General features: G+C 61.0%; 19 protein-coding genes and 1 tRNA gene. 14 read left to right on the forward strand and 6 right to left on the reverse strand.

Translation table 11 applies throughout. The features are described 5' to 3' along the window. Positions 1–299: 299 nt before the first annotated feature. Positions 300–6,455, reverse strand: coding sequence for an HTH domain-containing protein (locus tag QUH67_RS31120; RefSeq protein ID WP_300943421.1), 6,156 nt, complete (start codon positions 6,453–6,455; stop codon positions 300–302). An 880-nt stretch (positions 6,456–7,335) separates the two neighbouring features. Further along, positions 7,336–7,412 (reverse strand) — tRNA-Met (locus QUH67_RS31125). 329 nt (positions 7,413–7,741) lie between these two features. Between QUH67_RS31125 and QUH67_RS31130 the strand changes: the two genes are divergently transcribed. The 9 genes from QUH67_RS31130 (at position 7,742) to QUH67_RS31170 (ending at position 16,243) form a co-directional block, all read left to right on the forward strand. Continuing rightward, entirely contained in the window at positions 7,742–9,349 is a 1,608-nt protein-coding gene (locus QUH67_RS31130) for a GMC family oxidoreductase (RefSeq protein WP_300943423.1), read from the forward strand. Between the two features lie 252 nt (positions 9,350–9,601). After that, positions 9,602–10,387: an SDR family oxidoreductase gene (locus tag QUH67_RS31135; RefSeq protein WP_300943425.1), complete on the forward strand. Its 786-nt coding sequence runs from the start codon at positions 9,602–9,604 to the stop codon at positions 10,385–10,387. Beyond that, positions 10,384–11,373 (forward strand): NADPH:quinone reductase, encoded by a 990-nt coding sequence (locus QUH67_RS31140; protein WP_300943427.1) that lies wholly within the window; start codon positions 10,384–10,386, stop codon positions 11,371–11,373. The genes QUH67_RS31135 and QUH67_RS31140 overlap by 4 nt, the downstream gene beginning before the upstream one ends. A gap of 46 nt (positions 11,374–11,419) precedes the next feature. Then, on the forward strand, positions 11,420–12,265 hold the full coding sequence (locus tag QUH67_RS31145; RefSeq protein ID WP_300943429.1) for an MBL fold metallo-hydrolase: 846 nt from the start codon (positions 11,420–11,422) through the stop codon (positions 12,263–12,265). Between the two features lie 206 nt (positions 12,266–12,471). Next, a complete protein-coding gene (locus QUH67_RS31150) occupies positions 12,472–13,314 on the forward strand; it encodes a fumarylacetoacetate hydrolase family protein (RefSeq protein WP_300943431.1) in 843 nt (280 codons plus the stop codon). A 129-nt stretch (positions 13,315–13,443) separates the two neighbouring features. Then, complete coding sequence (locus QUH67_RS31155) at positions 13,444–14,058, forward strand: glutathione S-transferase family protein (protein ID WP_300943433.1); 615 nt, start codon at positions 13,444–13,446, stop codon at positions 14,056–14,058. A 10-nt stretch (positions 14,059–14,068) separates the two neighbouring features. Beyond that, positions 14,069–14,557 (forward strand): hypothetical protein, encoded by a 489-nt coding sequence (locus QUH67_RS31160; protein WP_300943435.1) that lies wholly within the window; start codon positions 14,069–14,071, stop codon positions 14,555–14,557. Between the two features lie 16 nt (positions 14,558–14,573). Next, positions 14,574–15,443 carry an MBL fold metallo-hydrolase gene (locus QUH67_RS31165; RefSeq protein WP_300943437.1) on the forward strand — a complete coding sequence of 290 codons (870 nt, stop codon included), beginning with the start codon at positions 14,574–14,576 and terminating at the stop codon, positions 15,441–15,443. Beyond that, on the forward strand, positions 15,440–16,243 hold the full coding sequence (locus QUH67_RS31170) for an enoyl-CoA hydratase-related protein (RefSeq protein ID WP_300943439.1): 804 nt from the start codon (positions 15,440–15,442) through the stop codon (positions 16,241–16,243). The genes QUH67_RS31165 and QUH67_RS31170 overlap by 4 nt, the downstream gene beginning before the upstream one ends. A 172-nt stretch (positions 16,244–16,415) precedes the next feature. Here the strand turns inward: QUH67_RS31170 and QUH67_RS31175 are convergent, their stop codons facing one another. Beyond that, positions 16,416–16,958, reverse strand: a complete 543-nt coding sequence (locus QUH67_RS31175; protein ID WP_300943441.1) for a methylated-DNA--[protein]-cysteine S-methyltransferase — start codon at positions 16,956–16,958, stop codon at positions 16,416–16,418. A 182-nt stretch (positions 16,959–17,140) separates the two neighbouring features. Here QUH67_RS31175 and QUH67_RS31180 point away from each other — a divergent pair, with 182 nt between their 5' ends. Next, the gene (locus QUH67_RS31180) at positions 17,141–17,962 is read left to right on the forward strand and encodes an alpha/beta fold hydrolase (RefSeq protein ID WP_300943443.1); all 822 of its coding nucleotides are present in this window, start codon (positions 17,141–17,143) and stop codon (positions 17,960–17,962) included. Positions 17,963–17,974: 12 nt separating this feature from the next. Here QUH67_RS31180 and QUH67_RS31185 read toward each other — a convergent pair whose 3' ends face one another. Continuing rightward, positions 17,975–19,708, reverse strand: coding sequence for an adenylate/guanylate cyclase domain-containing protein (locus QUH67_RS31185; protein ID WP_300943445.1), 1,734 nt, complete (start codon positions 19,706–19,708; stop codon positions 17,975–17,977). Between the two features lie 187 nt (positions 19,709–19,895). Between QUH67_RS31185 and QUH67_RS31190 the strand changes: the two genes are divergently transcribed. The 3 genes from QUH67_RS31190 (at position 19,896) to QUH67_RS31200 (ending at position 23,003) form a co-directional block, all read left to right on the forward strand. Continuing rightward, the gene (locus QUH67_RS31190; RefSeq protein ID WP_300943447.1) at positions 19,896–20,570 is read left to right on the forward strand and encodes a GntR family transcriptional regulator; all 675 of its coding nucleotides are present in this window, start codon (positions 19,896–19,898) and stop codon (positions 20,568–20,570) included. Between the two features lie 138 nt (positions 20,571–20,708). Further along, positions 20,709–21,509 carry a phytanoyl-CoA dioxygenase family protein gene (locus QUH67_RS31195; protein WP_300943449.1) on the forward strand — a complete coding sequence of 267 codons (801 nt, stop codon included), beginning with the start codon at positions 20,709–20,711 and terminating at the stop codon, positions 21,507–21,509. A 180-nt stretch (positions 21,510–21,689) separates the two neighbouring features. After that, entirely contained in the window at positions 21,690–23,003 is a 1,314-nt protein-coding gene (locus tag QUH67_RS31200; RefSeq protein WP_300943451.1) for an NAD(P)H-dependent oxidoreductase, read from the forward strand. Between the two features lies 1 nt (position 23,004). On the opposite strand, the gene QUH67_RS31205 is transcribed toward QUH67_RS31200, so the two are convergent. Further along, the gene (locus QUH67_RS31205) at positions 23,005–24,090 is read right to left on the reverse strand and encodes an SDR family oxidoreductase (RefSeq protein WP_300943453.1); all 1,086 of its coding nucleotides are present in this window, start codon (positions 24,088–24,090) and stop codon (positions 23,005–23,007) included. Positions 24,091–24,430: 340 nt separating this feature from the next. Here QUH67_RS31205 and QUH67_RS31210 point away from each other — a divergent pair, with 340 nt between their 5' ends. Further along, entirely contained in the window at positions 24,431–25,519 is a 1,089-nt protein-coding gene (locus QUH67_RS31210) for a TRAP transporter substrate-binding protein (RefSeq protein ID WP_300943455.1), read from the forward strand. Between the two features lie 88 nt (positions 25,520–25,607). Here the strand turns inward: QUH67_RS31210 and QUH67_RS31215 are convergent, their stop codons facing one another. Next, a complete protein-coding gene (locus QUH67_RS31215) occupies positions 25,608–26,216 on the reverse strand; it encodes a hypothetical protein (protein ID WP_300943457.1) in 609 nt (202 codons plus the stop codon). Positions 26,217–26,242 lie beyond the last annotated feature (26 nt).

Raw genomic sequence — 26,242 nt, forward strand, 5'->3', positions numbered from 1 at the left:
GGAATCCGATCAGGCCCCCGGTGCCCGCGCCTTGTTGCCGAGGCGTCCAACAAAAACATCGAAAACAACCCCATGCAAAGTAGCCGGCGGCCGGCCGGCGCTACCTGAGATTTTAGCTCAGACGCTTGACACGTCGGGCAAATCAGCGGCACAAGTTCATTATCCCGAAAATCGCTAAACGTGATCGACCAACTACCATCAAGGTACGCAGGCATGCGAACCACGTGGGCATCTGCTCAAATGTTCGCTTTGAGTCGGAGCAGCGATTCGCAAGTCGAATGTTATGGAACAATAAGCGACTAAACTGAGCCGAGAGCCACTTCAAGAATCGCCTCTGCGCGTCCAAATGAACCGGCGAGCCGGGGATCCCGGCACTTCATTTCCTCAAGAACGGTACGCAACTCATGGGCCGCATCAAGAGGGGCGGCATAAGCGAAACGTGTCGCCACCGTAGCGGCCTCGCGATAATACCTGGATGGATCCGGATGAGCGGCACATGCTTTCATCGAGATAAGAAAGATTCGAAGGACGACATCCGGCTTCGTTTGAGGGGAAATGAGCCGGAGACATCTGGTAACGACCGCTGTTGCGAGCTCTTCGTCGCGATTGATCGCAGCAATGTATGCGCAGCTGCGCAAGACTTGGTCGGCCGTGGTCAACTTGGCGAGCTGCTCATTTGATGCTTCGAGCAGCCGGAATATCTCATCCTTGAGGCGCGCATCAATTGCACCGCCGTAGGCGAGCAAAATAATGCCAGGGGCTCGCTTGAACGATGACCGTCCTTTGAGAAGCAGCCGAACTTCATTGAAAGCAGCCTCCGCCTGAATTGGAGAATGGAGAGGTAGAAAGCCATCCAATGGCCCGGGAAAGAAGGCAAAAAGCTTCGTATCTAGACCGCTTAGTGCTTCGTCGATCAAAACCGTCCAGTCCTTCGGACGCTTATCGGACGGAAGCAACATCAACGCGTTATAACAGCGTCCGATCAGTTCTGCCCTAAGAGCTTCCGGTGAGATCCACTCCGATTCCCATCGGGGATCATGCCGCGCATCCAGAGCCGTGTGCCACAAGTAGGTGCTTCCGAAGTCCCTAGCACTCCATTCAAAGAACTTATCGGTCTTCGTTAGTCCCGCCAACGCTGTCGTCAGTACGCCCGCATGCGAGAGAACGGCCATCCTGTACCAGGAAAGCGGTGGACTGGGTTCGTTGGCGACCGGTCGTAATGTCACAGTCCCGATAACGGCGCAGGCCGAGAAAACTTCCAGACGAGACTGCAACCACTTCTCATCCGCCAATAGCTTCTTAAGGAATGTGGTTCCAAGTTTTGCAGCCGCCTTTTCACCATTGCTGAAGCGGTCTTGGCACACTTCAAAACCAAACATCAGACTGAATGGATCTGCCGCGGTGGTCAACTTGGCAATTTCGCTGAGCGGAAGGGCCTCAAGGTCACCGAATGGAATGAGTGGCCGGGATATCGCAGAATAGGCAAGTCGTCTTAGACCTACCGGACCTCGCTCCAGCAGCAGCTTCCTATGCTCATTCTGTTCGTCAGCAATGTAGTCTGCAAAGCTTGGGTGCTTCTGAACCGGTCCGACGAGGCGGGTATAATAAGATAGATCTCTTGGGATCAGCTTTTCGGAGTTGAGAGTTTGCGGTCCCGACAACGCGCCGATAACATTCTCAGGTGTCTCCCTCAACTGCCCTAACAGTTCTGTATATTCTACCGCTGTAAACGCACCCGCTTCCGCACGGTCGAGCCAGAGACTTTCCTCACTCCTGGTAAGCGGCTTCTGCGAAAACACGCGCTTGAGGGCGCGTTTACGCCCAGCCTTTCTGTTACTGAGCACGTCAGCTTCAGCAAACGTGAAACTGGCATTATCAAACGTAACCATCACAGCGTTTGGCGTCACAAACTGGAGCTTTACGTCGGTTTTCGTACCGTCAGGCCGCTCTATCTTTGCCGACTTTCTCCCGGCCATTGCCAGACGTAGTGCAGCAACAAAGCTCTCAACCACGACCGAGTGGGTGCCGTTCAACGTTATGACCGGCGTTGTTTTGATGCCGATTGCCGCAGCGATCTCATCGGTTTCGACCAACTGCCTTTCAATGTTGGCATGGAGGTTCATAGCCATTTCTGCGACGAAACGCTTGCGCAAGCCAATCGGAATTTCTCCTTCGGCTTCGATCATCCGACGGTAGAACTCGGAAAGAACAGCAATTGCACGATCAAGCATAGCAGGGTGCTTTGCTCTCGCTGGAGCCGCCAGCCGCGCCTCGACCCAGTCCGAATATTCGACCTGCCTCCCTTTCGACACAGCGGGGGGAGAAAGCATTAGGCCCATCAAAGCGCTGGTTTTCTCAAAAGCAGCGGACCATCTTGCGTCATCTGCCGCGTCATACACGAGGCGTACTGGCAATGGCAGAACAGCCAATAGCCAGTCAGCCCTTGGTATGGTTGACGTGGAGGAGGATTCGTCACTCCACAAGCTTCTGAGCGATTGATGTACGATTAAGCGCGTGTGATCAACCCACGGCGTTTCGAGGGCACTATGCATCCGCGACCTAAGAGCTATGGTCAGGTTTTCCCTTATTGTGACCAGCTCTCTCGCTTCAACAAGCTTGCCATCTTCTACACTGGATCGCCCCAAACCATCTAGTAACTCAACTGCATCGACTGGAACGGCATAATAGCCTCCCTCTCTCAACCGGTTCAGGAGGGAGTACTTCTGTGATTCCGAGATGATGCCACGGCTGTTGAGAGCTGCAATTATCTCAAGCGTGCTCACGCAGGGAATGCGACTGGAGCCGTCTGACCACGCCGCTTCCTTGTTCAAAAATCGGTCGTCTGCAGCTATGGCATCGATATCGGACAGATTTGACAGGATATCCAGTGATGGGAAGCTGACGCTAGGCTCGTCATCATCAGAATCGGTGGACTCCCGGCGCGATATCCGTCGAGAAGAAAAAGAGACAGACCCCTTATCGAGAGCAGCATTAAGGGTTGTCCGAATGCGCTCGACGGAATTGAGCAAGTCAGATGACGACTCTTCGCCACGAAGAACCGCGTCACAATGAACTTCGATCTCTTCCGGGACATACACTGTGGCAACAGAGCTAATAAACGCGTCCAAGATGCCAACGTGATTGAGATAAGTGACCGATAACTGGTCGAGATAGGCTGTTGTACTCTTGTTTAGGGGCGCCTTCGCTTTCCACCCCTTGTCGACCTGAGACAAATAAGTGGAGGCGTTTGACTCAGTCGGCGCAGTTATCTTGTTTTGTACGAGAGCCAGGGCAGCGAGGGTATCGGTCAGGACGTCCGAATAGGAGGCCAGATCAGCTTCTTCCTCAAGAAATGAACGAAGCTTGTGAACCGGAGCACTCCGAACGACCACGCCCTTGGTCTCTCGCGCCTTGTCAAGAAGGGTCTGGAGGTCGGGATCGATGTCCAATGCAGCAACCTCCGCATCGGTCTTCAGCATTCGGAGCGTCTTCAGGCGCCCGTCGGCAAGCAGCTTCTTAATTTTGCGAGCTTTCTTCACCTCGGAGGGTTGTCTGAAGCGGATAGATTGGCGGTCCGTAAAAAGAGAGCTGAGAGTAGCCGGCGAGATGATGATTTGATCGAATGCGTCGATTATTTTTTGAAGAAGGCCTAGAAATTCCAACGTGAATATCGACGTATTGTCCAACGCCAGCCTGCGAACGCCGCTAAGGTCGAAAAGTGCCCGCGAGCCGGAAAACGCCAGCACGGGGAATTGATGCCTTGTATCTGACGATCTGGCATTTCGGAGTGCCGTCCCAAGGATAAATTCGACTGGCTTTCGATTGAGACCTCGAGCCGCCATGTAAAGGGGGACCTGCGCCCCTGCAAGCATGGCCTCAATATCATCTACCCGCTTGTTCCATCCGCTAGTCCTGTCAACAACGTCCTTGAGCTTGACGCTCTGAATCGGACCATCCTCAGTAGACAGCTCCACCGCTTTCTGGAGCCACTCGTGAGCCCGGGTCTCTTGGTATTCCTCGCCCCGCTCTATGGATAGATGATAGGCCGCCACCAGGATTTCGGGACTATCAGGCTCCCGTTCAATCGCAGCATCCCTGAACTTATCGACATATAGACTCCCGCTCTCAAACGCTATTCGCGCCAACCGTATCAAAAGCTTGGCATCCAGCATGTCGATCCTGCTGGCTTCCCGCGCGACTATCGCCTGAAGATAGCTCCAGTCTCCGGACTCAATTGCTGTGTTGATATCAAGCTCCCGGTCACCGGAATCCTCGCGACGGCTCACTAGTGCCCGTGCGATAGTCCGAGCTTCCAATGTCCTTCCAAGGTAGAAGTACGACCATCCCTCAACCGCCATAAAGTCGTCGCGAAGCTTGTGTAGCTCGGGGTAGCCTTGTGCAAGCTCGAGCACTTGCTTGTATTGACCATCCGCAAAGAGTGCCTTTTGAGAGATATCGTAGTCCTCGACGCGCTGGCTCTCCTTCAATAGCTGCGGTGCGTAGCTCGCTAGCTGCCGATGGTCGCGCTTTGACACCAGTAACGCGATTAGCAAACGCAAATGATTCAGTTCGCCGGTAGATTCGAATAGCTTCCGCAGCCGCTCAACTTCATCGCCTTTTTCCAAGGAGGCAATCAAATCTTCCATTCGGGCGGCGTTCTCATCGTCGACCAACGAACCACGTTTCTCGGCCAACCGAACGCGCGCATCGTCAAATCGCCCGATCCGACTAAGCGCCTCCAGTTCGATACCTAGCAATGTAACAAGATCAAATGGCTTTTGCTCGTAGAGGATTGAACGATAAGTGTCGAAAAAATCTGCGAGCTCTGAGAGATCCTCGCTGTGCCAAGCTAGTAAAAAGGCGGCAAACTGCTCTTCATTCGTCCAGTTTCCAAACTCCTTCTCGGCGGTCAGCCTCCGCTTGAGAGCCTCTTGATTGAAGGGAATTCCGTACGCAAGGGCGAGGCGCACTCGACTTAGAGTGTGTTTGGGGTCTTTAATTTCTCGCTCGATTTGCTGACGTGCAGCTTCGTACTTTGTTGGGTCCTCCAGCCTCAGCCAAAGTATCTGCTCTTCCAGAAGCGGCTGGATTTGTACAAGCTTCAAATCTGATACTACTGAGAGGGCAGTCTCAAGTTCGAGCCGCGCTTTGACGAGAGTCGCCGGTGTGCTCTCTAGGCTGTTGAACTGGAGCATCTTCGGGTTGATGGGCACTCCTTGAAATGGGATGTGCCGCTGGTCTTTGGGAAGAATAGACGAGAGAAGTAACCCGGAACGGATCATGTATAACGCGGGGAGAGCATTCAGCTGGGCTTCGCTTAGTAGCTCTGCGTCGCGCAGCGCGGCATCATATTCGTCGTTACCGATCCGCTGGAGCAGGAGGTTTAAAGCACCTCCAGCATCCAAGTCCGCAACACCAACACCTAACGACTTCGCCCATTGAAGGGCTTTCTTGGTTCCATCATTGCGCGTTAACTGACCGAACAGCGCGCTCCTCGCTTCGCACGTGTCCAGTCGTCTCAGGGCTCTAAGCGTGTCATTTGGATGTCCTACCGCGCTTGGCAGCAACGCATCATAGAATGATGTGTCAAGCCCAGGTTTTCTCTTGAGCGCTTCAGCATGGAAAACTTTCGCCCGATCAACATTTTCGGGACTAACATTGGACCGAGCAGCCCGCTCGAGAGAATCCGCCTGCAAATCGTAGGAGGCCTTTGCAAGATCCCCGTTCAGAATTCGCTGGGCCAGACTAGAAAACTCATCTGCAGTTTTCGACTCGATGAACCCGCGGCGTCGGTTGATGCGGGAAACTTCGCTAGCCAATTCGCGGTCGGCGACCGCCGTGGGTAACCGGTCGTCGTCGATCGAAGTCCGTCGCTCAACCTTCTCGGTGAGTGAAGCAAATTGGTCAGAGATCTGCTGCGCGGTTGGCTGAGCTTTTAGTCGTTTTGTAATTCTGTCGAGTTTTCCTTTCACCTCCTTTACCGCGGGGCTTGCCCCGGGATCGAAGGCCTCTTTCGCAGCGGGATAACGATCAATGTAGTCTTCAAGAGTTTCCCATCCCCAAACTTGGATTCTGACTCGTCTTCCTCTCTCTCGCTGCTGTTTGGTGAGCGCGGTTGCCAGCTTGTCAAGCTCGGTGTCATCACCTCCGGTCGTAACGATGATGTATTCAGATAACTGCGGCTTGTATTTCAAAGCCCTGCGCACTTCCGTGCGTACTTCCGTTGTCGTGAGTGCCTTATTTGGTTGCTTCTTCTTGCACTGAATACCGACGAGCTTCTTGGTATTGCCTTTGCGATAGCCCAAAAGGTCAATGCCGTATTGTGACTGACCGGAGCGCCCTAAACGCTTCACACTGGGATCTTCCAACAATTCCTGAAAAAGCACGACGCACTTGCGTTCGAAGTCGGCGTGGTTCTTTGGAATTCCGATATGTGTTGGCGTGTAGCCCGACATTTATTCGAACGCCCCCATTTCAGGAGCGACCCGTATTGCCGTCTCGCTGAAGTATTCGAAGTCTAATGTGCTTTCTCCATTGGACCTTGGGGACAGTCTCACAACTCTAAGTTATCACCAGCATTTAGGAGAAATAGCGTGTACAGGTGAGTTCGCAGCTATGTTGCGTTACTGCAGATTTTGGACTGAGACTTTTTTGGGCCATAGTCGATGGTCGCCGCGGCGAACTCGCACGCGAATTGCCAAGCGTCCGCTGTCTAACCATCTCGCGCTAAAAGCGGGGTGGCTGGATTAGAAAAGGATCGACCTCCCCCCCCCCGACCGGCGGAAATAGGCGATCGTATGTCAGGGACCGATACTAAGGCGCAAAAGCGGGGATTGGTACTGCTGGTGTGGGTCGCGCGGCAGTCCAGGCGACTGACTCCCAATTCAGTGCAATCGGGGCGGACGCGCTGACTTAGGCAGAGTGCCAGGGTCGGGCGGCAGTCCTGATCGAACCGTCTCCTCCGATAGTCTCTCCAAAACGGGAATATTCCCGGAAACAGCTGGAGACTTTCTGGGATTTCCTCCTCAAGTTTGGCAAAGCGGGAGTCCAGAGACCGGAGCAAGCGCAGCATGAACAATCCGGCGAACACATGCCGGGACCAGCTCCGCCGTGATCAAGATTTTCACCGGCTGAAACGACACAAACCCTGAGCAGCCCGTAGACACTTCCACGGATGCGAACCTTCCGTGGGCTATCGAGCGCAAGGATTCGCGTGGGATGCTAATCCCGACGCCGGGAGCCGCGGCTGTTGTTCACACAGCGTTGACACGCCATCTGCTCAGGAGCTTAAAATCAAAGGAAAAGCCGCTAAGTCTTTGACTTAGCGGCCTTTTCTGGTTGCGGGGATAGGATTTGAACCTATGACCTTCAGGTTATGAGCCTGACGAGCTACCGGGCTGCTCCACCCCGCGTTAAACCGTTGCGCTACCTTCGAAAAGCCGGTGCCGAAACGATCCCGGCGACGCCGGATGGCGCCGATCGATCCCGTTCGGAGGCTTCCTGAGAAGGCGACCCGGGCCGAAGCCATCGGGTGCGAGGGGTATGTATCAACGTCCCCTCGCTTTGGAAAGGGGAAAAGGCTCCGCGTTTGAGTATTTTATGACAGCAAAAACGAGGGTTTGAGGGGACAAAACCGGCCCTTGGAACCGCTCTTGCCATAAACGCCGCAAAAGTGGAGTTTTGCACCTTAAAGCGCGGCCGATCGGGCTGCCAGAACAAGAACTTCCGGGGGAGTGGAGCGGTGGCGGATACTTTCGATTTCGTGGTGGTGGGCGGCGGCTCGGGCGGCTGCACGGTGGCGGGGCGGCTGTCGGAGGATCCTGCCACGTCGGTGGCGGTGCTGGATGCCGGCGGCAGGAACGACAATTGGGTGGTTACCACGCCGTTCGCGCTGGTGCTGATGGTCGCCGGCAACGTCAACAACTGGGCCTTCAACACCGTGCCGCAAAAGGGCCTCAACGGCCGCATCGGCTATCAGCCGCGCGGCAAGGGCCTCGGCGGCTCGTCCGCCATCAACGCGATGGTCTATATCCGCGGCCACCGCGCCGATTACGACCAATGGGCCGCGCTCGGCAACGGCGGCTGGTCGTTCGCCGACGTGCTGCCCTATTTCAAGCGCGCCGAGAACAATGCCGATTTCGACGGCGAGTATCATGGCAAGGGCGGCCCGCTCGCCGTCAACAAATCGCGCACCGGCAATCCGGTGCAGGAGATTTTCCTGCAGGGCGCGAGGGAAGCGCAATTCCGCCTGCGCGAGGATTTCAATGCCGACGACCACGAAGGCCTCGGCATCTATCAACTGACGCAGAAGAACGGCGAACGCTGCAGCGCCGCGCGCGCCTATCTGCATCCGCACATGGGCCACCGCGCGAACCTGCGCGTCGAGACCCACGCCCACGCCACCCGCATCCTGTTCGAAGGCAAGCGCGCGGTCGGCGTCGAGTATCGCCAGGGCAAGGAGCTGAAGCAAATACGCGCCCGGCGCGAGGTGATCGTGTCCTCGGGCGCCTTCCAGACGCCGCAACTGCTGATGCTCTCCGGCGTCGGCGACAGCGCCGTGCTCGGCAAGCACGGTATCGCCACCGTGCATCATTCGCCCGGCGTGGGCCAGAACCTGCAGGATCATCCGGATTTCGTGTTCGGCTACATGTCCGACAATCCCCATTTCAACGGCATTTCCCTCAAGGCGCTGCCGCGCCTGCTGCGGGCCATCGGGCAATATCGGCGCGAACGACGGGGGCCGATGACGTCGAATTTTGCCGAGTGCGGCGGCTTCCTGAAAACGCGGCCCGACCTCGACATCCCCGACATCCAGCTGCATTTCGGCATGGCGCTGGCCGACGACCACGGCCGCAAGCGCCACCGCGGCACCGGCTTCACCTGCCACGTCTGCCTGCTGCGGCCAAAGAGCCGCGGCGAGGTCACGATCGGCAGCGCCGATCCGTTTGCGCCGCCGGTGATCGACCCGAACTTCTTCGGCGATCCCGACGACCTGGAAACCATGGTGGCAGGCTTCAAGACCACGCGGCGGCTGATGGAGACGCCGGCGCTGCGCGCGTTGCAGAAGAAGGACATGTTCACCGAAGGCGTGCACAGCGACGACGACATCCGCCAGCTGCTGCGCGCCCGCGTCGACACCGTCTATCACCCGGTCGGCACGGCGAAGATGGGCGTCAACGATCCGATGGCCGTGGTCGATCCGAAGCTGAAAGTCTACGGCGTCGAGGGTTTGCGCGTGGTCGACGCCTCGGTCATGCCGACGCTGATCGGCGGCAACACCAATGCGCCGACCATCATGATCGGCGAGAAGGCCGCCGACATGATAAGAGCGGAGATGCGGGCGGGTTAAGTGGTCCGTCATTGCGTGAATCGTAGCAGTAGCCCGGATGAGCTCTTGCGACATCCGGGGAAACTGTTTCCGCAGAGAGGCTGTTCCCGGATATCGCAAGAGCTCATCCGGGCTACGGACTCTCATGCGTGGAGAGAGCTGGTTTGCGGGATCGTATTATGCGTTATCGAAGGCTTATCAGCACCGTTCGACTTGGCTAGAGTGGCCGACATCAGACCAGCAAACATCATCTGACATGACGGGAGTGAAACAGTGGATCTTGGGATCAAAGGCCGCCGCGCCATCGTTTGTGCATCGAGCAAGGGCCTGGGACGCGCCTGCGCCATCGCGCTGGCCAATGAAGGCGTGCATGTCACGCTGACCGCGCGCGGCGCGGAGGCGCTGAAGCAGACCGCCGATGAGATCCGCCAGGCCAATCCGTCCGTCACCGTGACCGAGATCGTCGGCGACATCACGACGCCGCAGGGCCGCGCGGATGTGCTGAAGGCCTGCCCGGAGCCGGATATCCTCATCAACAATGCCGGCGGCCCGCCGCCCGGCGATTTCCGCAACTGGACCCGCGACGACTGGATCAAGGCAATCGACGCCAACATGCTGACGCCGATCGAGCTGATCAAGGCGACCGTGGATGGCATGATGGCGCGGAAATTCGGCCGCATCGTCAACATCACCTCGGCCGCGGTGAAGTCGCCGATCGAGGTGCTCGGCCTCTCCAACGGCGCCCGCGCCGGCCTCACCGGCTTTGTCGCCGGCATCGCGCGGAAAACCGTGATCAACAACGTCACCATCAACGGCCTGCTGCCGGGCCCGTTCAATACCGACCGCGTGCGTGGACCGGTGGCCAAGGTCGAGGCCGACAGGCGCGGCATCACCGTCGACCAGCTGCTGGCCGAGCGCGCAAAACTCAATCCGGCCGGCCGCTTCGGCGACCCCGAGGAGTTCGGGCTCGCCTGCGCCTTCCTGTGCGCCGACAAGGCCGGCTTCATCACCGGCCAGAACATCCTGCTCGACGGCGGCGCGTTTCCGGGCACGCTGTGAAGGCGGTCTGGTACGAGCGGACGGGGCCGGCACCCGATGTTCTGACCTATGGCGAGATGCCGACGCCGAACGCCGGCCCGGGCGAAGTCCGCGTGCGGCTGGAGGCGTCCGGGGTCAATCCCGCCGATGTCGGCCGCCGCGGCGGCAGCTATCGCGCGATGGAATATCCGCGCGTCATTCCCAACAGCGATGGTGCGGGGATCATCGACCAGGTCGGCGACGGCGTCACGCGGCTCACGGCCGGCCAACGGGTCTGGCTGTTCAACGGCCAGCGCAACGGCCGCGCGTTCGGTACCGCGGCTGAATACATCGCGCTCGCCGAACATCTGGTGACGCCGCTGCCGGACAATCTCACGTTTGCGGAAGGCGCGACCCTCGGCATCCCCGCCATGACGGCGTGGACCTGCCTCTATGGCGACGGTCCGATCGTGGGACAGACGGTGCTGGTCACCGGCGGCGCCGGCGCCGTCGGGCACTACGCGGTGCAGCTCGCCAAATGGGGCGGCGCCAGGGTGATCGCCACCGTCAGCTCGGCGGCCAAGGGCGAGCAGGCGCGGCTGGCCGGCGCCGACCTTGTCGTCAATTACAGGAACGAGGATGTCGTCGCCAAGGCGATGGCCTTCACCGGCCAGCGCGGCGTCGACCGCGTCGTCGATGTCGATTTCGGCGGCAATATCGCGACCACGCTGAAGCTGATGGGCATGAATTCGACGATCGCGGTCTATGCCACCAACGGCAACCGCACGCCCGTGGTGCCGATGCGCGAGCTGATGGAGAAATGCATCGCGCTGCGCGCGCTGGTGCTGTTCGCGCTGCCCCCGCCTCTGCTCGCCGCGGCGCAGGCCGACATTTCAAAGTGGCTGGCGGCGGGCAAGCGCCTTCACAACGTCGCCGCGCAGTTCGCGCTGTCGGATACGGCGCAGGCCCATCTGGCGGTGGAGAAAGGCGACAAGCTCGGCACGGTCATCGTCGACTGCGCGCGATAAAATAAAAAACAGATCGACAACAAATACAGACAGGGGGAAACGCCGGATGCACTGGACCGTGGGCAAGGTCAAAATCACAAAGGTCGTCGAACTGGAGACCGTCGGCAGCACCCGCTTCATCCTGCCGCTCGCGACCAACGAGGAAATCCAGAAACTGCCCTGGCTGATCCCGCATTTCGCCACCGAGGAAGGCCGGCTGAAGATGTCGATCCACTCGCTGCTGGTCGAAACGCCGTCGCGGCGGATCATCGTCGATACCGGGCTCGGCAATGACAAGCAGGGCCGCAACGTGCCGACCTGGAATAACCGCAAGGATCCATTTCTCGAAACCCTGACGGCGGCGGGCTTTCCGCCCGACAGCATCGACACCGTGCTGTGCACGCATCTGCATGTCGACCATGTCGGCTGGAATACGGTTCTGGTCGGCGGCAAATGGGTGCCGACCTTCGCCAACGCCCGGTACGTGTTCGGCAGGACCGAGTTCGAACATTGGCGCGACCACAGCGAGGGCCCGGCGCATCAGGCGGTGTTCGGCGATTCCGTGGAGCCGATCGCCGACGCCGGCAAGGCCGACCTCGTCGCCAGCGATGCCCGCCTTGCGGATGAAATCACCCTGATCCCGACGCCGGGCCACAGCCCCGGCCATATGAGCATCCACATCCAGTCGGACGGCGAGGAAGGCCTGCTGACGGGGGACGTGGCGCACCACCCCTGCCAGATGGCGCATCTCGACTGGTCGTCCACGGCCGATTCAGATCCCAAACAGTCGGCCGAAACCCGCCGCGAGCTGTTTTCGCGCTTTGCCGACACGCCGACACTGGTGATCGGCGGCCACTTCAATGCCGGCCACATCAAGCGCGAAGGCGATGCGTTTAAGTTTGTGGCACTGTAGGGTGGCAAAGCGCAGCGTGCCCACCATTCAAAGTTGCGCCTGATGACAGATGGTGGGCACGGCGCAAGGGCGCCTTTGCCCACCCTACCCTGCGCTTTAGGCGGTTGAATTTCCTGCCCCGCTGTTCCATGAAGCTTCTGAAGTTACGGAAATTGCCCGGAAATCCCAAAAAAACCCGTTAGAGAAACCCCGCAGGGAGTAATAAAATGAAGCTTGTTCGTTACGGCGCCAAGGGCGCGGAAAAGCCCGGCCTGATCGATAAATCCGGCCAGTTGCGCGATCTTTCCGCGCATGTGAAGGACCTCGACGGCGAGGCCTATGCGCCGGCCTCGCTCGCCAAGCTCGCCGCACTGGACACCTCCAAACTCCCGGCCGTCGACGGCAAGCAGCGTTTTGGCGCGCCGGTCACCGGCATCTCGAAATTCGTCGCCATCGGTCTGAACTATGCGGACCACGCCAAGGAGACCGGCTCGCCGATCCCGACCGAGCCGATCTTCTTCATCAAGGCCAACACCGCGCTGAGCGGCCCCCATGACCCGGTCGAAAAGCCGCGCGGCTCGACCAAGCTCGACTGGGAATGCGAAATCGCCGCCATCATCGGCACCCGCGCCAAGTATGTCAGCGAAGCCGACGCACTCAACCATGTCGCCGGCTACTGCGTCTGCAACGACGTCTCCGAGCGCAATTTCCAGATCGAACGTCTCGGCCAGTGGACCAAGGGCAAGTCGCACGACACCTTCGGCCCCGTGGGCCCGTGGCTGGTGACCAAGGACGAAATTCCGGACGTGCAGAAGCTGTCGATGTGGCTCGACGTCAACGGCCAGCGCCGCCAGACCGGATCGACCTCGACCATGATCTTCTCGATGGCGAAGTGCATTTCCTACGTCTCGCAATTCATGACGCTGCTGCCCGGCGACATCGTCACGACAGGCACGCCGCCCGGCGTCGGCACCGGCATGAAGCCGCCGCAATTCCTCAATGTCGGCGACGTCGTCACGCTCGGCATCGAGGGCCTCGGCGAACAGCGGCAGGAAATCATCGCGGCGTGAGGCAGACGCCGCCCGTGCCGTCGTCATGCCCGGCCTTGTGCCGGGCATCCACGTCTCACTTCCACATCAGCGCAAGACGTAGATGGCCGGGTCAAGCCCGGCCATGACGAGAACAAAGGAAACAACAAAATGAAACTTACCTTCTCTCCCGCCTCGCCGTTCGCCCGAAAGGTCCGCATCGCCGCGATCGAAACCGGCCTGATCGACAAAATCGAATTCACCTCAGCCGCCGTCGTGCCGGGTCAGGCCAACGAGGAATACTCCAAGATCACGCCGCTGAAGAAGCTGCCGGTGCTGATCCTCGACAACGGCGACGTCATCCTCGATTCCTACGTGATCGTCGAATATCTCGACGAACTCGCCGGCGGCGGCAAATTGATCCCCACTTCCGGCCCCGAGCGATGGAAGGTGAAGAGCGACCATTCCCTGCTGCAGGGCATGCTGGATTCCATGCTGCTGTGCCGCTACGAAGCCATGGTGCGGCCGGAACCGCTGCGGTGGAAGGCCTGGTCCGACGATCATTGGAACCGGGCGTGGACCGGCATGGCGCATTTCGAGAACAAGCCCGAAATGCTGTCCGGGCCGTTCAGCATCGCGCAGATCGGCCTTGTTTGCGTGCTCGGCTATGCTGATTTCCGCTTTGCGGATTGCGGCTGGCGCAAGGCCTATCCGAAGCTCGACGCTTTCCATCAGAAAATGCTGGAGCGGCCGTCGGTGAAAATCTCGGTCCCGCCGCCGGCGTAACGTAAGGAAAATGGAGAGCGGCATGCATGAGGCTGGCAAAGAATTGCGGCGCCTCTGCCTCGCCGCTCTCGTCATGCTCGCGGCCACTGCTGCGGCTGCGCAGACGCAGTCATTACAGACCGGCCAGCGCAATCTCGCCTGCGGAAGTCCAGCCTCGATCGGCGATGGCTGGTCCACCGCAACGCCGGAAAGCGTCGGCCTCGATGGCGAGCGCCTGTGCGGCATCGCCGCTTGGCATGCGGCGATCAACGCCAACATTCATGCCGTGCTGATCGTCCGGCACGGCATGCTCGTGTTCGAGCAATCCTTCCCCGGTTACGATGAACCTTGGGGCATGGGCGTGAGCCTCGGCAGCCAGCGCGTCTTAATCATCCCCGAATTCGACCTTGTGGTCGTGACGACTGCAGGGCTTTATGGCAGCCCCCGGCAGGGAAATGCTCCGCTCGACATCCTCGCCAACTTCATCATTCCCTCCGTCAGGGACAACACCACGCGATAACAAGCCGGGAAAAAGCATGAGCCTGAAATTCAACGTCGGCGACCTCACCATCCACCGCATCATCGAACAGGAAACCACCTTCCTGCCCGCCCTGGAAATGCTGCCGGGCCTGACGCCGGAGGTGCTGGCGGAGAATCGCGCGTGGATGCAGAAGGCCGGCGCGCTCGACGATAACGGCGTGCTGATCCTGTGTTTCCAGTCCTACGTGGTGAAGACGCCGCACCACACCATCCTGATCGACAGCTGCATCGGCAACGACAAGTCGCGGCCGCTGCGGCCGAAATGGAACATGAAGACCGACGACACCTATATGCGTGGGCTTGCCTCGGCAGGGTTTTCGGTCGACGACATCGACTACGTCATGTGCACGCATCTGCATGTCGACCATGTCGGCTGGAACACGCGGCTCGACAACGGCCGCTGGGTGCCGACCTTTCCGAAGGCGCGCTACGTGTTCGGCAAGACCGAGTTCGATTACTGGACCGACTCACACGCGAAAACGCCCGTACCACCATTTGCCGACAGCGTGCTCCCGGTCGTCGAGGCGCGCCAGGCCGAGATCGTGCGCGACGACTATGCCATCGGCGACCACGCGCGCATCCTGCCGACGCCGGGCCACACGCCCGGCCACGTCGCCTTCGCCTTCGGCCGCGGCAAGGACGACGCCGTCTTCTCAGGCGACCTGATGCATTCGCCGCTGCAGACGCGCTATCCGGAACTGTCCGCCAAGTTCGACGTCGATCAGCCGCAGGCGGCAGCGACACGACGCCAATTCATGGAGCGGTATTGCGACAGCGACACGCTGTGCTGCACCGCGCATTTCCCCTCGCCGTCGGTCGGAAAGATCCGGCGCAACGGCAATGGATTTTCCTGCGAGGCGATATGAGCGCGGACACGCCCACCTTCGAAACGCTTTCGATCGAGCCGGTCGACGCGCATGTGGCGATCGTCAGGCTGAATCGGCCCGACGCCTCCAACGCGCTCAACACCCAGATGGGCCGCGACCTCGTGCGCTATTTCGAGGACGTGGCGCTTGATCCCAAGAATTTGCGCTGCATCGTGCTGACCGGCACTGGCGACAAGGCGTTCTGTGCCGGCGGCGATTTGAAGGAACGCCGCGGCATGACAGATGAGGCATGGACGCGCCAGCACGTGATTTTCGAGCGGATGGTGCGGGCGTTGATCGACTGCCCGGTGCCGATCATCGGCGCCGTCAACGGCGCGGCCTATGGCGGCGGCTGCGAAATCGCGGGAGCTTGCGATTTCCTCTACGCGGCCGAGAGCGCCCGCTTTGCGCTGACCGAGGTGACGCTGGGCATCATGCCGGGCGGCGGCGGCACGCAGACGCTCCCCCGCGCCGTCGGCGAACGCCGCGCCAAGGAGCTGATCCTGACCGGCAAGCCGTTTTCCGCCGCGGAAGCGCGTGAATGGGGTCTTGTGAACGAGGTCTTCCCGCTCCCCGAGCTGCTGCCGGCGGCGCTGGCGACCGCCGCACGCATCGCCCGCAATGCGCCGATCTCTACTCGTCAGGCAAAACTGTCGATCCACCGCGGCCTGCAGCTTTCGCTGCGAGATGGCCTTGCGCTTGAGATCGAGGCCTATAACCGCATGGTCCCGACCGAGGACCGCCGCGAGGGCGTGCTGGCTTTCAACGAGAAGCGTACGCCGAACTTCAAGGGCCGGTGACGGCGATACATAGCACGTCGGCATTCCGGGGCGCCGCAACGCGGCGAACCCGGAATCCAACTCTCCGTGCGGATGGTGCGGGTTATGAAATCAAGACCTATTTTGTAGTGACTTGGATTCCGGGTTCGCGCTTCGCGCGCCCCGGAATGACGGCTTCGAAGGAGCCTTACCCTCAGTCGAACAGGCTCGGCGTGTGGTTTACCGGGGCTCCCTCGATCGCCAGCATCTTCAATTTCGTCACCACGCCGCCGTTGGCGGAGAAACCGCCGGGCTTGTTGCCGGCCGCGAGCACGCGGTGGCACGGCACCACGATTGGACAGGGGTTGCGGCCCAGCGCCTGACCGACGTCGCGCGACAGCTCGACGCCGCCGAGTTTTTTGGCGATATCGCCATAGGTCATGGTCTTGCCCGGCGGGATCGTGCGCGCGATGTCGTAGACGCCGCGGTTGAATTCGGGAACGCCGTCGAGATCAAGCACAACATCCGCAAGGTCGGTCGGCTTGCCTTCGAGCAGTTCCACGATGCCGTCGATCGCGGCCTGCACCTTCGCGGGCGGCGGCGTCTCGATCAGATCGTCATGGCGCTGCTGCAAGCGGGCGCGGGTCTTCGTCTCGTCGCCCATCGGCAATTGCACCGAGGTGATGCCGCGCGCGCCCCAGACGATGCCGCAGCGGCCGATCGCGGTGTCGAATATCGTAAAATGGTGCCCGGTCATGGCTAGCTCCATCGTCTCCTGCTCAATGCCACCCAGCTTGCTCTCGGCCCCAAATCTAGGCTTGGAGATTCCTGCTATCCACCCGAAACCCGAGGAAACTTGACGGCATGAACAACTTCCGATGATCTGGGACAATACGATCCCCTTAAATCACCCCTGACCTTCCCACCTCATGAGCCACCATGCAGACCCTTCACGTCAACGGCTATGACATGGCCTATCTCGATGTCGGCCAAAGTGCCGGCAGTCGCCCGCCGCTGGTCTGCGTCCATGGTTCACTGTGCGATTTCCGGATCTGGTCACCGGTACTCGGACCGCTGACCCGCAATCATCGCGTGGTCGCTCCTTCGTTGCGGCATTTTTTCCCCGAGCATTGGGACGGTGTCGGCAACACCTATTCGATCGCCCAGCATGTTGAGGACGTGATCGGCTTTATCGAGAAACTCGATACCGGACCGCTCGACCTGATGGGACATTCCCGCGGCGGACACATCTGCTTCCGCGTCGCGCAGCGACGGCCTGATCTGTTGCGCAGGCTGATCCTGGCCGAACCCGGCGGCGAACTCGACGGCACGCTGGATCCCGATTACCAGCCTGGCCCCTCGCTGCTGGCCGCGCGGATCAAGGCTTCTGCCGAGGTGATCGCCGCGGGCGATATCGACGGCGGGCTGCAGATCTTCCTCGACGCCCTGGAAGGCCCGGGTGCCTGGAAGCGCCTGCCGGCGACGCCTAAGCAGCTCCTGCGCGACAACGCCACGACGCTGATCGGCCAGATGCACGATCAGCGCCCGCCGTTCTCCAAGGCCGACGCGGAAGCGATCAAGACGCCGACCTTGTTCATCGGCGGCGCCAACACCAAGGGCACGCTGCCGAAGGTGCTGAATGCGCTGGCGGCGAATGTCCAGGGCTCGCGCGTCGCGATGATCCCGGGCACCACGCATCCGATGTTCGAGCAGGCGCCGCAGGCGTTTTGCACCATCGTGCTGGAGTTTCTGGCGTCATAAGAGCACTGCCAATCACTTCTGATCGAGACGCCACGCGCCGTCCCAATCCGCGGCCGGCGGATTGGCCTGAAAATCCTCGACGCGCCGTGCGAGCACCAGCGATGGGCCGTCGCCGGGCACCGCTTCGAGCGCCGCGCGGAACGCCTGTCGCGCGTCATCCCAACGCTGCGTGCGATAGGCGGCGAGCCCCTCGGCATATCGTTCGCGCAGCATCAGCCTTTTTTCGCCAAGTTCGTCCTTGCGGCCCATGATCTCGAACACCGCTTCGGGTTTGGTCTGTCCGGCCACCACCAGCCGGCCGATCTCGCGGGCCTCGATGGCATCGCCGGCCGCGGCGATCGCAGGCTCCGACGCCAGCGAGTGCGTGCCGTAGATCTTGTTGGCGTTCTCCAGACGCGACGCCAGGTTCACCGCGTCGCCCATCACCGTGTAGCTCATCATGAATTCCGAGCCGATGCTGCCGACCAGCACTTCGCCGGTCGCAACACCGATACGAACATCGCAATCGCTCGGCACGTTGCGCACGCCAAGGAGTTCGGGCAATTCCGTCCGCAGCGCCGCGCCACGATCAGTCATCTCGACGGCGGCCAAGCACGCCAGCCGCGCCTGTTCGCTATGCTCGGTGAAGGGAGGGCCCCAATAGGCCATGATGGCGTCGCCGATATATTTGTCGATGATGCCGCGATGGCTGCGGATCGGTCCCGACATCGTCGACAGATAATGGTTCATCACCTTGACGAGGCCCTGCGGGGTCATCCCCTCGCTGAGGCTCGTAAACCCCTTCATGTCGCAGAACAGCACCGTCATCACCCGCCGCTCGCCATCGCTGGCGGTTGGCGACTGCCGGTCGATCAGGCCTTCGACGACGCGCGGGTCGACATAGCGGCCAAACGTTTCGCGCAAACGTTCCTTGTGACGCAATTGTTCGACCATGTTGTTGAACGCGGTCGTGAGCTGGCCGATCTCGTCTCGCGTGGTGACGTCGATCGATCCGTCGAGCCGGCCGGCTTCGACGGCGCGGGTGCCGTCCAGCAGCCGCCGCACCGGGCCGGTTATTCCGGTGCTGATGAAAAGTGAAAATATCAGCCCCAGGATGCTCGCGAGCAGGGTCAGGACCACGGAGATGACGATGGCCGTCTTTTGGTCGCGCATCGTCATCTCGGCATCGCCGCGGACCAGCGCCAGCATGTCGGTGCGGATGATTTCGATCCGCTGGTTGAGGTCGTCGCGCAGCGCGTCGGTCCGCGCCACGCTGGCCCGGGCTTCCGCAATATTCCCGGCCTCGATCAGCGTCAGCAGCCGCTTGTATTCTTCGCCGAGGTAGCGATGGAGGTCGCTGATCACGCGCTCGATCCGATCGTCGATCCGGCCGAGCCGGGCGTTATCGGACGCAGTCGAGGAGTCGTCGATGATCGCATTGATCAGGGCACGCGCCGCCTGCGCTTCCTGCTCGATTTCCTGGCCCTTCGCCTCGTAGATTTTCCGCTGGTCCGCCATCGAGGGCTCGTCGGGCGGCGTCTGCATCCGGCTGATCATCAAACGGCGCAGCGCCAGCGCCTGCTCCAGCGAACGGATATTCATTCGCGCCAGGTGTCCGTACGCTTCGACATATCTGGAGCTGAACTCGTCGAGCTGATGGGCGATCTTGCGCGTCATCACCGTCGACAGCGCCGACGTGATCGCCATCAAAAAAATCAATCCGAGGGCGATGCCGAGGATGCGCTTTCGGATTGTCGGTTGCAGCATGGAGTGGCGCTCTGGGGTGGCAGACGGGGCGAAACGAACGACCGACCGGCCGATCCGGGTTCGGCCGAGTTTGCTGCTTAGCGCGCGGCGCCGGAATTGGCACGTTCAGCGCACAAAGTCGGTTGACGCGCCGCCGGCCGAGGAGTATCGAATACGGAATTCCGTATTCGATTGCGGGTTAGCCGACATGATCCGCCTGGATCCGCTCCCCAACCTGATCGACCAGGTCTACGGCCGGATCCTCGAGGCGATCACCGATCGTTCGCTGCCGCCGGGCCACCGCATCCGGCAGAATGAACTGGCGGAAAAGCTTGGCGTCTCGCGCCAGCCGGTTTCCCACGCGTTGCATCTGCTGCACCGGCAGGGACTCGTCGCCGAAAGCGGCCGCCGCGGTTTTGAAGTCACCCGGCTTGATCCCGAGCGCATCCGCCAGCTTTACGAGGTGCGCGGCGCCATCGACGGGCTGGCTGCCCGGCTCGCGGCCGGAAGGGCCAAGTCGGATGCTGCGGGACGCGCGCAACTCGAGGCCGCGCTGCGGGCGGGACGAATCGTCGGCAACGACACACCGCTGTCGCGGCTGATCGCGCTCGACGTCGATTTTCATCGCGCGATCTACCATCTCGCGGGCAATCCCGCGATCGAGGAAATGATTGCGCCGCAATGGCCGCACATGCGCCGCTCGATGGCGACCGTGCTCGCCGAGCTCGATTACCGCGACAGCGCCTGGGCCGAGCACGAGGCCATCGCCGCGCAGATTTTCGCCGGCAATGCCAAGGCCGCGGAGGCTGTAGCGCTGGCGCATGCGCAAACCGCCGGACGCATGACCGAGGAGAGACTGAGAGCGACGGATAAGGCGGCCTAATACAGGGTCCTCATCCTGAGGAGCCGCGAAGCGGCGTCTCGACGGATGGCCACGGGCCTCATGGTTCGAGATGCGCGAAGACGCGCTCCTCACCATGAGGGGAGAGTAAAACAAAACAAAACCACAGGAGAGAACGCCATGAAACTGACGCCACAGCAGATCGAATTCTTCAACCGCGAAGGCTGGCTGTTCCTGCCCGAACTGTTCAGCCAGGAAGAAGTGGACTACCTCGCGCGCGAAGCCATCAACATTTATGACGCCAACCGCCCCGAGGTATGGCGCGAGAAGAGCGGTGCGCCGCGCACAGCTTTTGCCGCGCATCTCTATAACGAAGCCTTCGGCGCACTCGGCGCGCACCCCCGCATGATCGAGCCGATCGAACAGCTGTTCGGCGAGAAGGTTTACATGCACCAGTTCAAGATCAACGCCAAGGCGGCTTTCACCGGCGACGTCTGGCAATGGCACCAGGATTATGGCACCTGGAAGCGCGATGACGGCATGCCCGAGCCGCGCGCGATGAACATCGCGATCTTCCTCGACGAGGTGATGCCGATCAACGGCCCATTGATGCTGGTGCCGAAGAGCCAGCACGCCGGCGACCTCAAAGCCTCGCACGACCTGGAGACAACCTCCTATCCACTGTGGACGCTGGACGAGGCGACCGTCACGAAACTCGTCAACGAAGGCGGCATCGTCGCTCCCACCGGCAAGGCCGGCGGCATGCTGATGTTCCACGGCAATCTCGTGCATGGCTCCGCCGGCAACATCACGCCCTACCCGCGCAAGATCGTCTATCTGACGCTGAATGCGGTCTCGAACTACATCCGCACCCCGACGCGACCGGAATATATCGCGCACCGCGATTTCACGCCGATCGAAACCGTTGACGACGATGCACTGGTGCGGCTGGCGCGCGCCCATCGCCAGGCGGCGGAGTAGTTTGAAGCCATTTTAGAACACGCGTCATGCCCGGGCTTGTCCCGGGCATCCACGTCTTGCGATGCCGCGGCGGAAAAGACGGGGATGGCCGGGACATCCGGCGCGAAGACGCGCTTCGCGCTTTTGCCCGACCATGACGGCGACAATCATAGCCGCAATTTTACTCGCTGGATTTTCCCCATGAACCTTCACCGCCTCCTCAACGCCCGCGCTGCAGCCGGCAAGCCGGTTCGCGTCGCGCTGATCGGTGCCGGAAAATTCGGCTCGATGTTCTTGTCGCAGGTGCCGCACACGCCGGGACTTGAAGTACCCATCATCATCGATCTCGACCCCGACCGTGCCCGCGAAGCCTGCCGCACCGTCGGCTGGGACAAGGAGCGGATCGCGCGAACCACCTTCACCGATGACGGGGCGCGCGCGATCGCCGGCGGCGCGATGGACGTCGTCGTCGAAGCCACCGGCAATCCCGCCGTCGGCATCCGGCACGCCCGCGCGGCGATCGCGGCCGGCAAGCACGTCGTCATGGTAAATGTCGAGGCCGACGTGCTGGCCGGGCCGTTGCTCGCCGAGGAAGCGCGAAAGGCCGGCGTGGTCTATTCGCTGGCCTATGGCGACCAGCCGGCGCTGACCGCCGAGATGGTGGACTGGGCGCGCGCGACGGGCTTTCGCGTCGTCGCCGCCGGCAAGGGCACCAAATATCTGCCTGCCTATCACGACGTGACGCCGGACGGCGTCTGGGGCCACTACGGGCTGACGGCGGGCGAAGCGCAGTCGGCCGGCATGAATCCCCAGATGTTCAACTCGTTCCTGGACGGCACCAAATCCGCGATCGAAATGGCCGCGATCGCCAACGCCTGCGGGCTCGACGTGCCGTCCGACGGCCTGCTGTTTCCGCCCTGCGGCGTCGACGACCTGCCGCATGTGATGCGGCCGCGTGATAAAGGCGGCGTGCTGGAGAAGGCCGGCCTTGCGGAAGTCGTGTCGTCGCTGGAGCGCGACGGCCGTCCGGTGTTCCGTGATCTGCGCTGGGGCGTCTATGTCGTGCTGGAGGCACCGAACGACTACGCGGCCGACTGCTTCAAGCAGTACGGGCTGAAGACCGACGCCTCCGGCCGCTATGCGGCGATGTACAAGCCGTATCATTTGATCGGGCTCGAGCTGAACATCTCGATCCTGTCGGCGGCCCTGCGCAACGAACCCACCGGGCAGCCGCATGATTTCCGCGGCGACGTCGCCGCGGTGGCCAAGCGCGCGCTTCGCGCCGGCGAAATGCTCGACGGCGAAGGCGGCTACACGGTGTGGGGCAAACTGATGCCGGCGCGAAAAAGCCTCTCAGAAGGCGCGCTGCCGATCGGACTGGCCCATCGCGTCAAGCTGAAGAGTGACGTAGCCCATGGCGCCGTGGTGCGCTGGAACGACGTCGAGGTTGACGAAAACAGCGACGCCATCAAGACGCGCAAGGCGATGGAGAAGGCATTCGCCTTGCCGCGCTAGTTTACGGCAACAGCCGGCTCGCCCGCGCATGGGTGAACCATTTGCGGAACATCGCCTCGGTATCCATCATCTCGCTGAATCCGGCCTGGTTGATCTTCACGGTCGAGACGATCGAGGGCGGCCCCGGCTGGGTCTGGCCGTATCGCATGCTGTAATCGGCATACTGGAACGACAGGCCGACGAACGCTTCTAGCTCAGGCGAAACCAGATCGTGCCTGCGGCGCTGCTCGTTCCACGGCGAGATCCACTTCGGATACTCCTGTGCCATCGACAGCGGCACCGGCTGGCCGGGCTTCATCTCGAGCGCATCTGCAATCGCCGGCCAGACATTCTCCCAGGTGAAGACGTCGCCATTGGTGACGTTGAACGCCTCGTTGCAGGCCGCAGCTGTTTCGCCAGACCAGGCAATGGCGCGCGCCAGCAGGTCGACATCGACCGCCTGCGATACCCGCGCCGCGCCACCGGGATAATCCAGCGGGCGTCCCTGCTCGCGCATCATCGTCGCATACACACCGAGCGGCGGGATCAGATCCATCGCACCGCCCATCGCTTCGCCGACGATCAGCACGGGACGCAATATGCTCCAGTGCCAGGCCTTGCCGTTCTGCAATTCGCGCAGAAAATTTTCCTGCGCCCAATAGAAGTTCGGCTGCTCGTACATCTCCGAACGACCTTCCCGCGCGGGCACGGTGAGCGGGCGAACGTGGACGCCATACGCCTTGGTGCCCTGCAGCAGCGCGACATGGCGGAGCGCGGGCGCGACCGGTTCGAGCGCGGCCATCAGATTGCGCAGCATCGCGTCATTGGTCCGGATCTGCTCCGGATCGCGCCAGCCGTCGATCAGGTTCGGCCCTTCATAGAGCGCAGCATAGACGAGGTGGGTTGCATCCTTGAGCGATGTTGCGACGTGCGTGCACTGCGCCGGATCGGTCAGGTCGATCGATACATGGCGGGCGCCATACAGCTCGCGCGGCCTGCGTCGCGATAGTGCGACAACTTCGCAGCCACCGGCGCGCCCGAAGTGCCGCAGTGCGGCATTTCCTACCAGCCCTGTCGCACCCGCGACCACCACTTTCTTGTCGGCCATTGAGGACTCCAGCGAGAGAATTGCAGCTTTTCACTAGCAGGTGGCGGCAATCGGCGTCAGCGCAATCCTGCCCTCGGGCCGATAACGCAGCTTGAGCGCTCAGGATTCAGGCAATCCTTCGCACCTGCGGTGGAACCAGAACCCTTGATTATCCATCACCAATTCGTCATCCTGCGGTCAGGTCCATAAAGCCGGGAATTGCTTATTCGACAAACCAAGAGCCTTGGTTTCAGGGCCCACATTGCACAAACACCAGACCAGCACCGACCATCGGAAAAACCAGCAAGGCGGCACAAGACCGTCGTCCGCTGGTCGGGCAAAAGCAGAGGGGAAACAAAATATGAAACGTCGTGATTTCTTGAAAGTTGGTGGCGTCGGTCTTGCCGCAACTGCGGTTGCTGCGCCGGCGATTGCCCAATCAAATCCGGAAATTAAATGGCGGCTGACGGCGAGTTGGCCGAAGGCGCTCGATACGCTCTACGGCGGCTGCGAATATTTCGTCAAACGCGTTGCCGAAATCACCGACAACAAATTCCAGATCCAGTCATTTGCAGCGGGCGAAATCGTCCCCGGCCTGCAGGTGCTCGACGCCGTCTCCAACGGTACCGTCGAGATGGGCAACACCGCGCTTTATTACTACTGGGGCAAGGATCCCGCCTTCACGTTCGGCACCTCGTTGCCGTTCGGTCTCAATACACGCGCGCATATCTCATGGCTGCGCTTCGGCGGCGGCATGGACATGCTCAACGACCTTCTGAAGGACTACAAGTGCATCGGCGTTCCCACGGGAAGCACCGGCGCCCAGATGGGCGGCTGGTTCCGGAAGGAGATCAAGTCGGTCGATGACATCAAGGGCCTGAAATTCCGCGTCGGTGGATTCGCAGGCACCATCATTGCCAAGGTCGGCGGCGTGCCGCAGCAGATCGCGGGCGGCGACATCTATCCGGCGCTGGAAAAAGGCACGATCGACGCGGCGGAGTGGGTCGGACCTTACGACGATGAAAAGCTCGGCTTCGTGAAGGTCGCAAAATACTACTACTATCCAGGCTGGTGGGAAGGCACAGGCCAGGGCCACAACATCATGAACATGGAGAAGTGGAATCAGCTGCCGAAACACTATCAGGCCGCGATCGAGACCGCTTCCTACGACACGTTCACCTGGGTCACCGGCAAATACGACTACGTCAATCCGCCCGCGCTGAAGCGGCTGTTGGCGGCCGGCGCCGTCCTGCGGCCGTTCCCGCAAGAAGTTTTGGAGGCCTGCTACAATGCCGCCAACGGCATCTATGCGGATCTCTCCAAGACCAACCCGCATTTCAACAAGATGTATACGAGCCTGTCGGCGTTCCGCAACGAATCGGTGGCCTGGAATCAGGTGGCTGAACTGAGCTACGACAGCTTCATGATGCGGATGCGCACCCGCACCTGAGCGGGCGGCATTCGAAGCAGCCGATCGGCGACAAAAAGAAGCCCCGGAGCAATCTCCGGGGCTTCTTCGTCAGCCGGTCTGCTTGCGATTATTCCTCGCCCTCGCCGAGCGCTTCGGCGAGCTTGTCGTAATACTTGGCGACGATATCGATGTTGCCCTTGTTCTCGATCGCCGGCGGCGGAGACTTCAGCGCCTCGTTGAGATCGGCGAGCGCCTCCTTCTTGTCCTTGGCCGGCATCTTCTTGTCAGCCTGGATCTGGGCGATCTGCGCCTTGAGCACGGTCTCGGCGCCGACGAACTTTTTCGTCGCGGGATCGAATCCGCCGAGCACCAGGCTGATGTTGTCGACGACGGTGTTGTACTCGTCGTAGCCGGCAAAACCGTTTTTCTTGGCGACCGCGTCGAGCTGGGCGTCGACCTTCGGATCCGGCTTGGCATCATCGGAAATCTTGTCGGTGATCGCGTCGATATCCTTCTGCGCCGCGAGCACACCCTCGACCTGCTTATCGGTCAGCGCGATCTGCTTGATGGCGGGAACTTCCGCTGCCGGCGGCGGCGCGGCCTGGGCCGGCGCGGACTGCTTCGGCGGCGCCTGCTTGGCCTGCGCCAGCACTTCGCCGCTTGAGATCGCCGAGATCGCGAGCGCGAGACAGGCGACACTCAGGGCAGAAGCGACGGGACGATATATCTGACGCATGGGCAGGCTCTCCTTGAAGGCAAGGT

Source organism: Bradyrhizobium roseum (assembly GCF_030413175.1).
In the GTDB taxonomy this organism is placed as follows: domain Bacteria; phylum Pseudomonadota; class Alphaproteobacteria; order Rhizobiales; family Xanthobacteraceae; genus Bradyrhizobium; species Bradyrhizobium roseum.

Excerpts from the sequence above, each read along its gene's own strand:
- QUH67_RS31120 (WP_300943421.1), bottom strand. The coding sequence starts at position 6,455 with ATGTCGGGCTACACGCCAACACATATCGGAATTCCAAAGAACCACGCC.
- QUH67_RS31145 (WP_300943429.1), top strand. The coding sequence starts at position 11,420 with ATGCACTGGACCGTGGGCAAGGTCAAAATCACAAAGGTCGTCGAACTG.
- QUH67_RS31150 (WP_300943431.1), top strand. The coding sequence starts at position 12,472 with ATGAAGCTTGTTCGTTACGGCGCCAAGGGCGCGGAAAAGCCCGGCCTG.
- QUH67_RS31155 (WP_300943433.1), top strand. The coding sequence starts at position 13,444 with ATGAAACTTACCTTCTCTCCCGCCTCGCCGTTCGCCCGAAAGGTCCGC.
- QUH67_RS31160 (WP_300943435.1), top strand. The coding sequence starts at position 14,069 with ATGGAGAGCGGCATGCATGAGGCTGGCAAAGAATTGCGGCGCCTCTGC.
- QUH67_RS31165 (WP_300943437.1), top strand. The coding sequence starts at position 14,574 with ATGAGCCTGAAATTCAACGTCGGCGACCTCACCATCCACCGCATCATC.
- QUH67_RS31170 (WP_300943439.1), top strand. The coding sequence starts at position 15,440 with ATGAGCGCGGACACGCCCACCTTCGAAACGCTTTCGATCGAGCCGGTC.
- QUH67_RS31175 (WP_300943441.1), bottom strand. The coding sequence starts at position 16,958 with ATGACCGGGCACCATTTTACGATATTCGACACCGCGATCGGCCGCTGC.
- QUH67_RS31180 (WP_300943443.1), top strand. The coding sequence starts at position 17,141 with ATGCAGACCCTTCACGTCAACGGCTATGACATGGCCTATCTCGATGTC.
- QUH67_RS31185 (WP_300943445.1), bottom strand. The coding sequence starts at position 19,708 with ATGCTGCAACCGACAATCCGAAAGCGCATCCTCGGCATCGCCCTCGGA.
- QUH67_RS31190 (WP_300943447.1), top strand. The coding sequence starts at position 19,896 with ATGATCCGCCTGGATCCGCTCCCCAACCTGATCGACCAGGTCTACGGC.
- QUH67_RS31195 (WP_300943449.1), top strand. The coding sequence starts at position 20,709 with ATGAAACTGACGCCACAGCAGATCGAATTCTTCAACCGCGAAGGCTGG.
- QUH67_RS31200 (WP_300943451.1), top strand. The coding sequence starts at position 21,690 with ATGAACCTTCACCGCCTCCTCAACGCCCGCGCTGCAGCCGGCAAGCCG.
- QUH67_RS31205 (WP_300943453.1), bottom strand. The coding sequence starts at position 24,090 with ATGGCCGACAAGAAAGTGGTGGTCGCGGGTGCGACAGGGCTGGTAGGA.
- QUH67_RS31210 (WP_300943455.1), top strand. The coding sequence starts at position 24,431 with ATGAAACGTCGTGATTTCTTGAAAGTTGGTGGCGTCGGTCTTGCCGCA.
- QUH67_RS31215 (WP_300943457.1), bottom strand. The coding sequence starts at position 26,216 with ATGCGTCAGATATATCGTCCCGTCGCTTCTGCCCTGAGTGTCGCCTGT.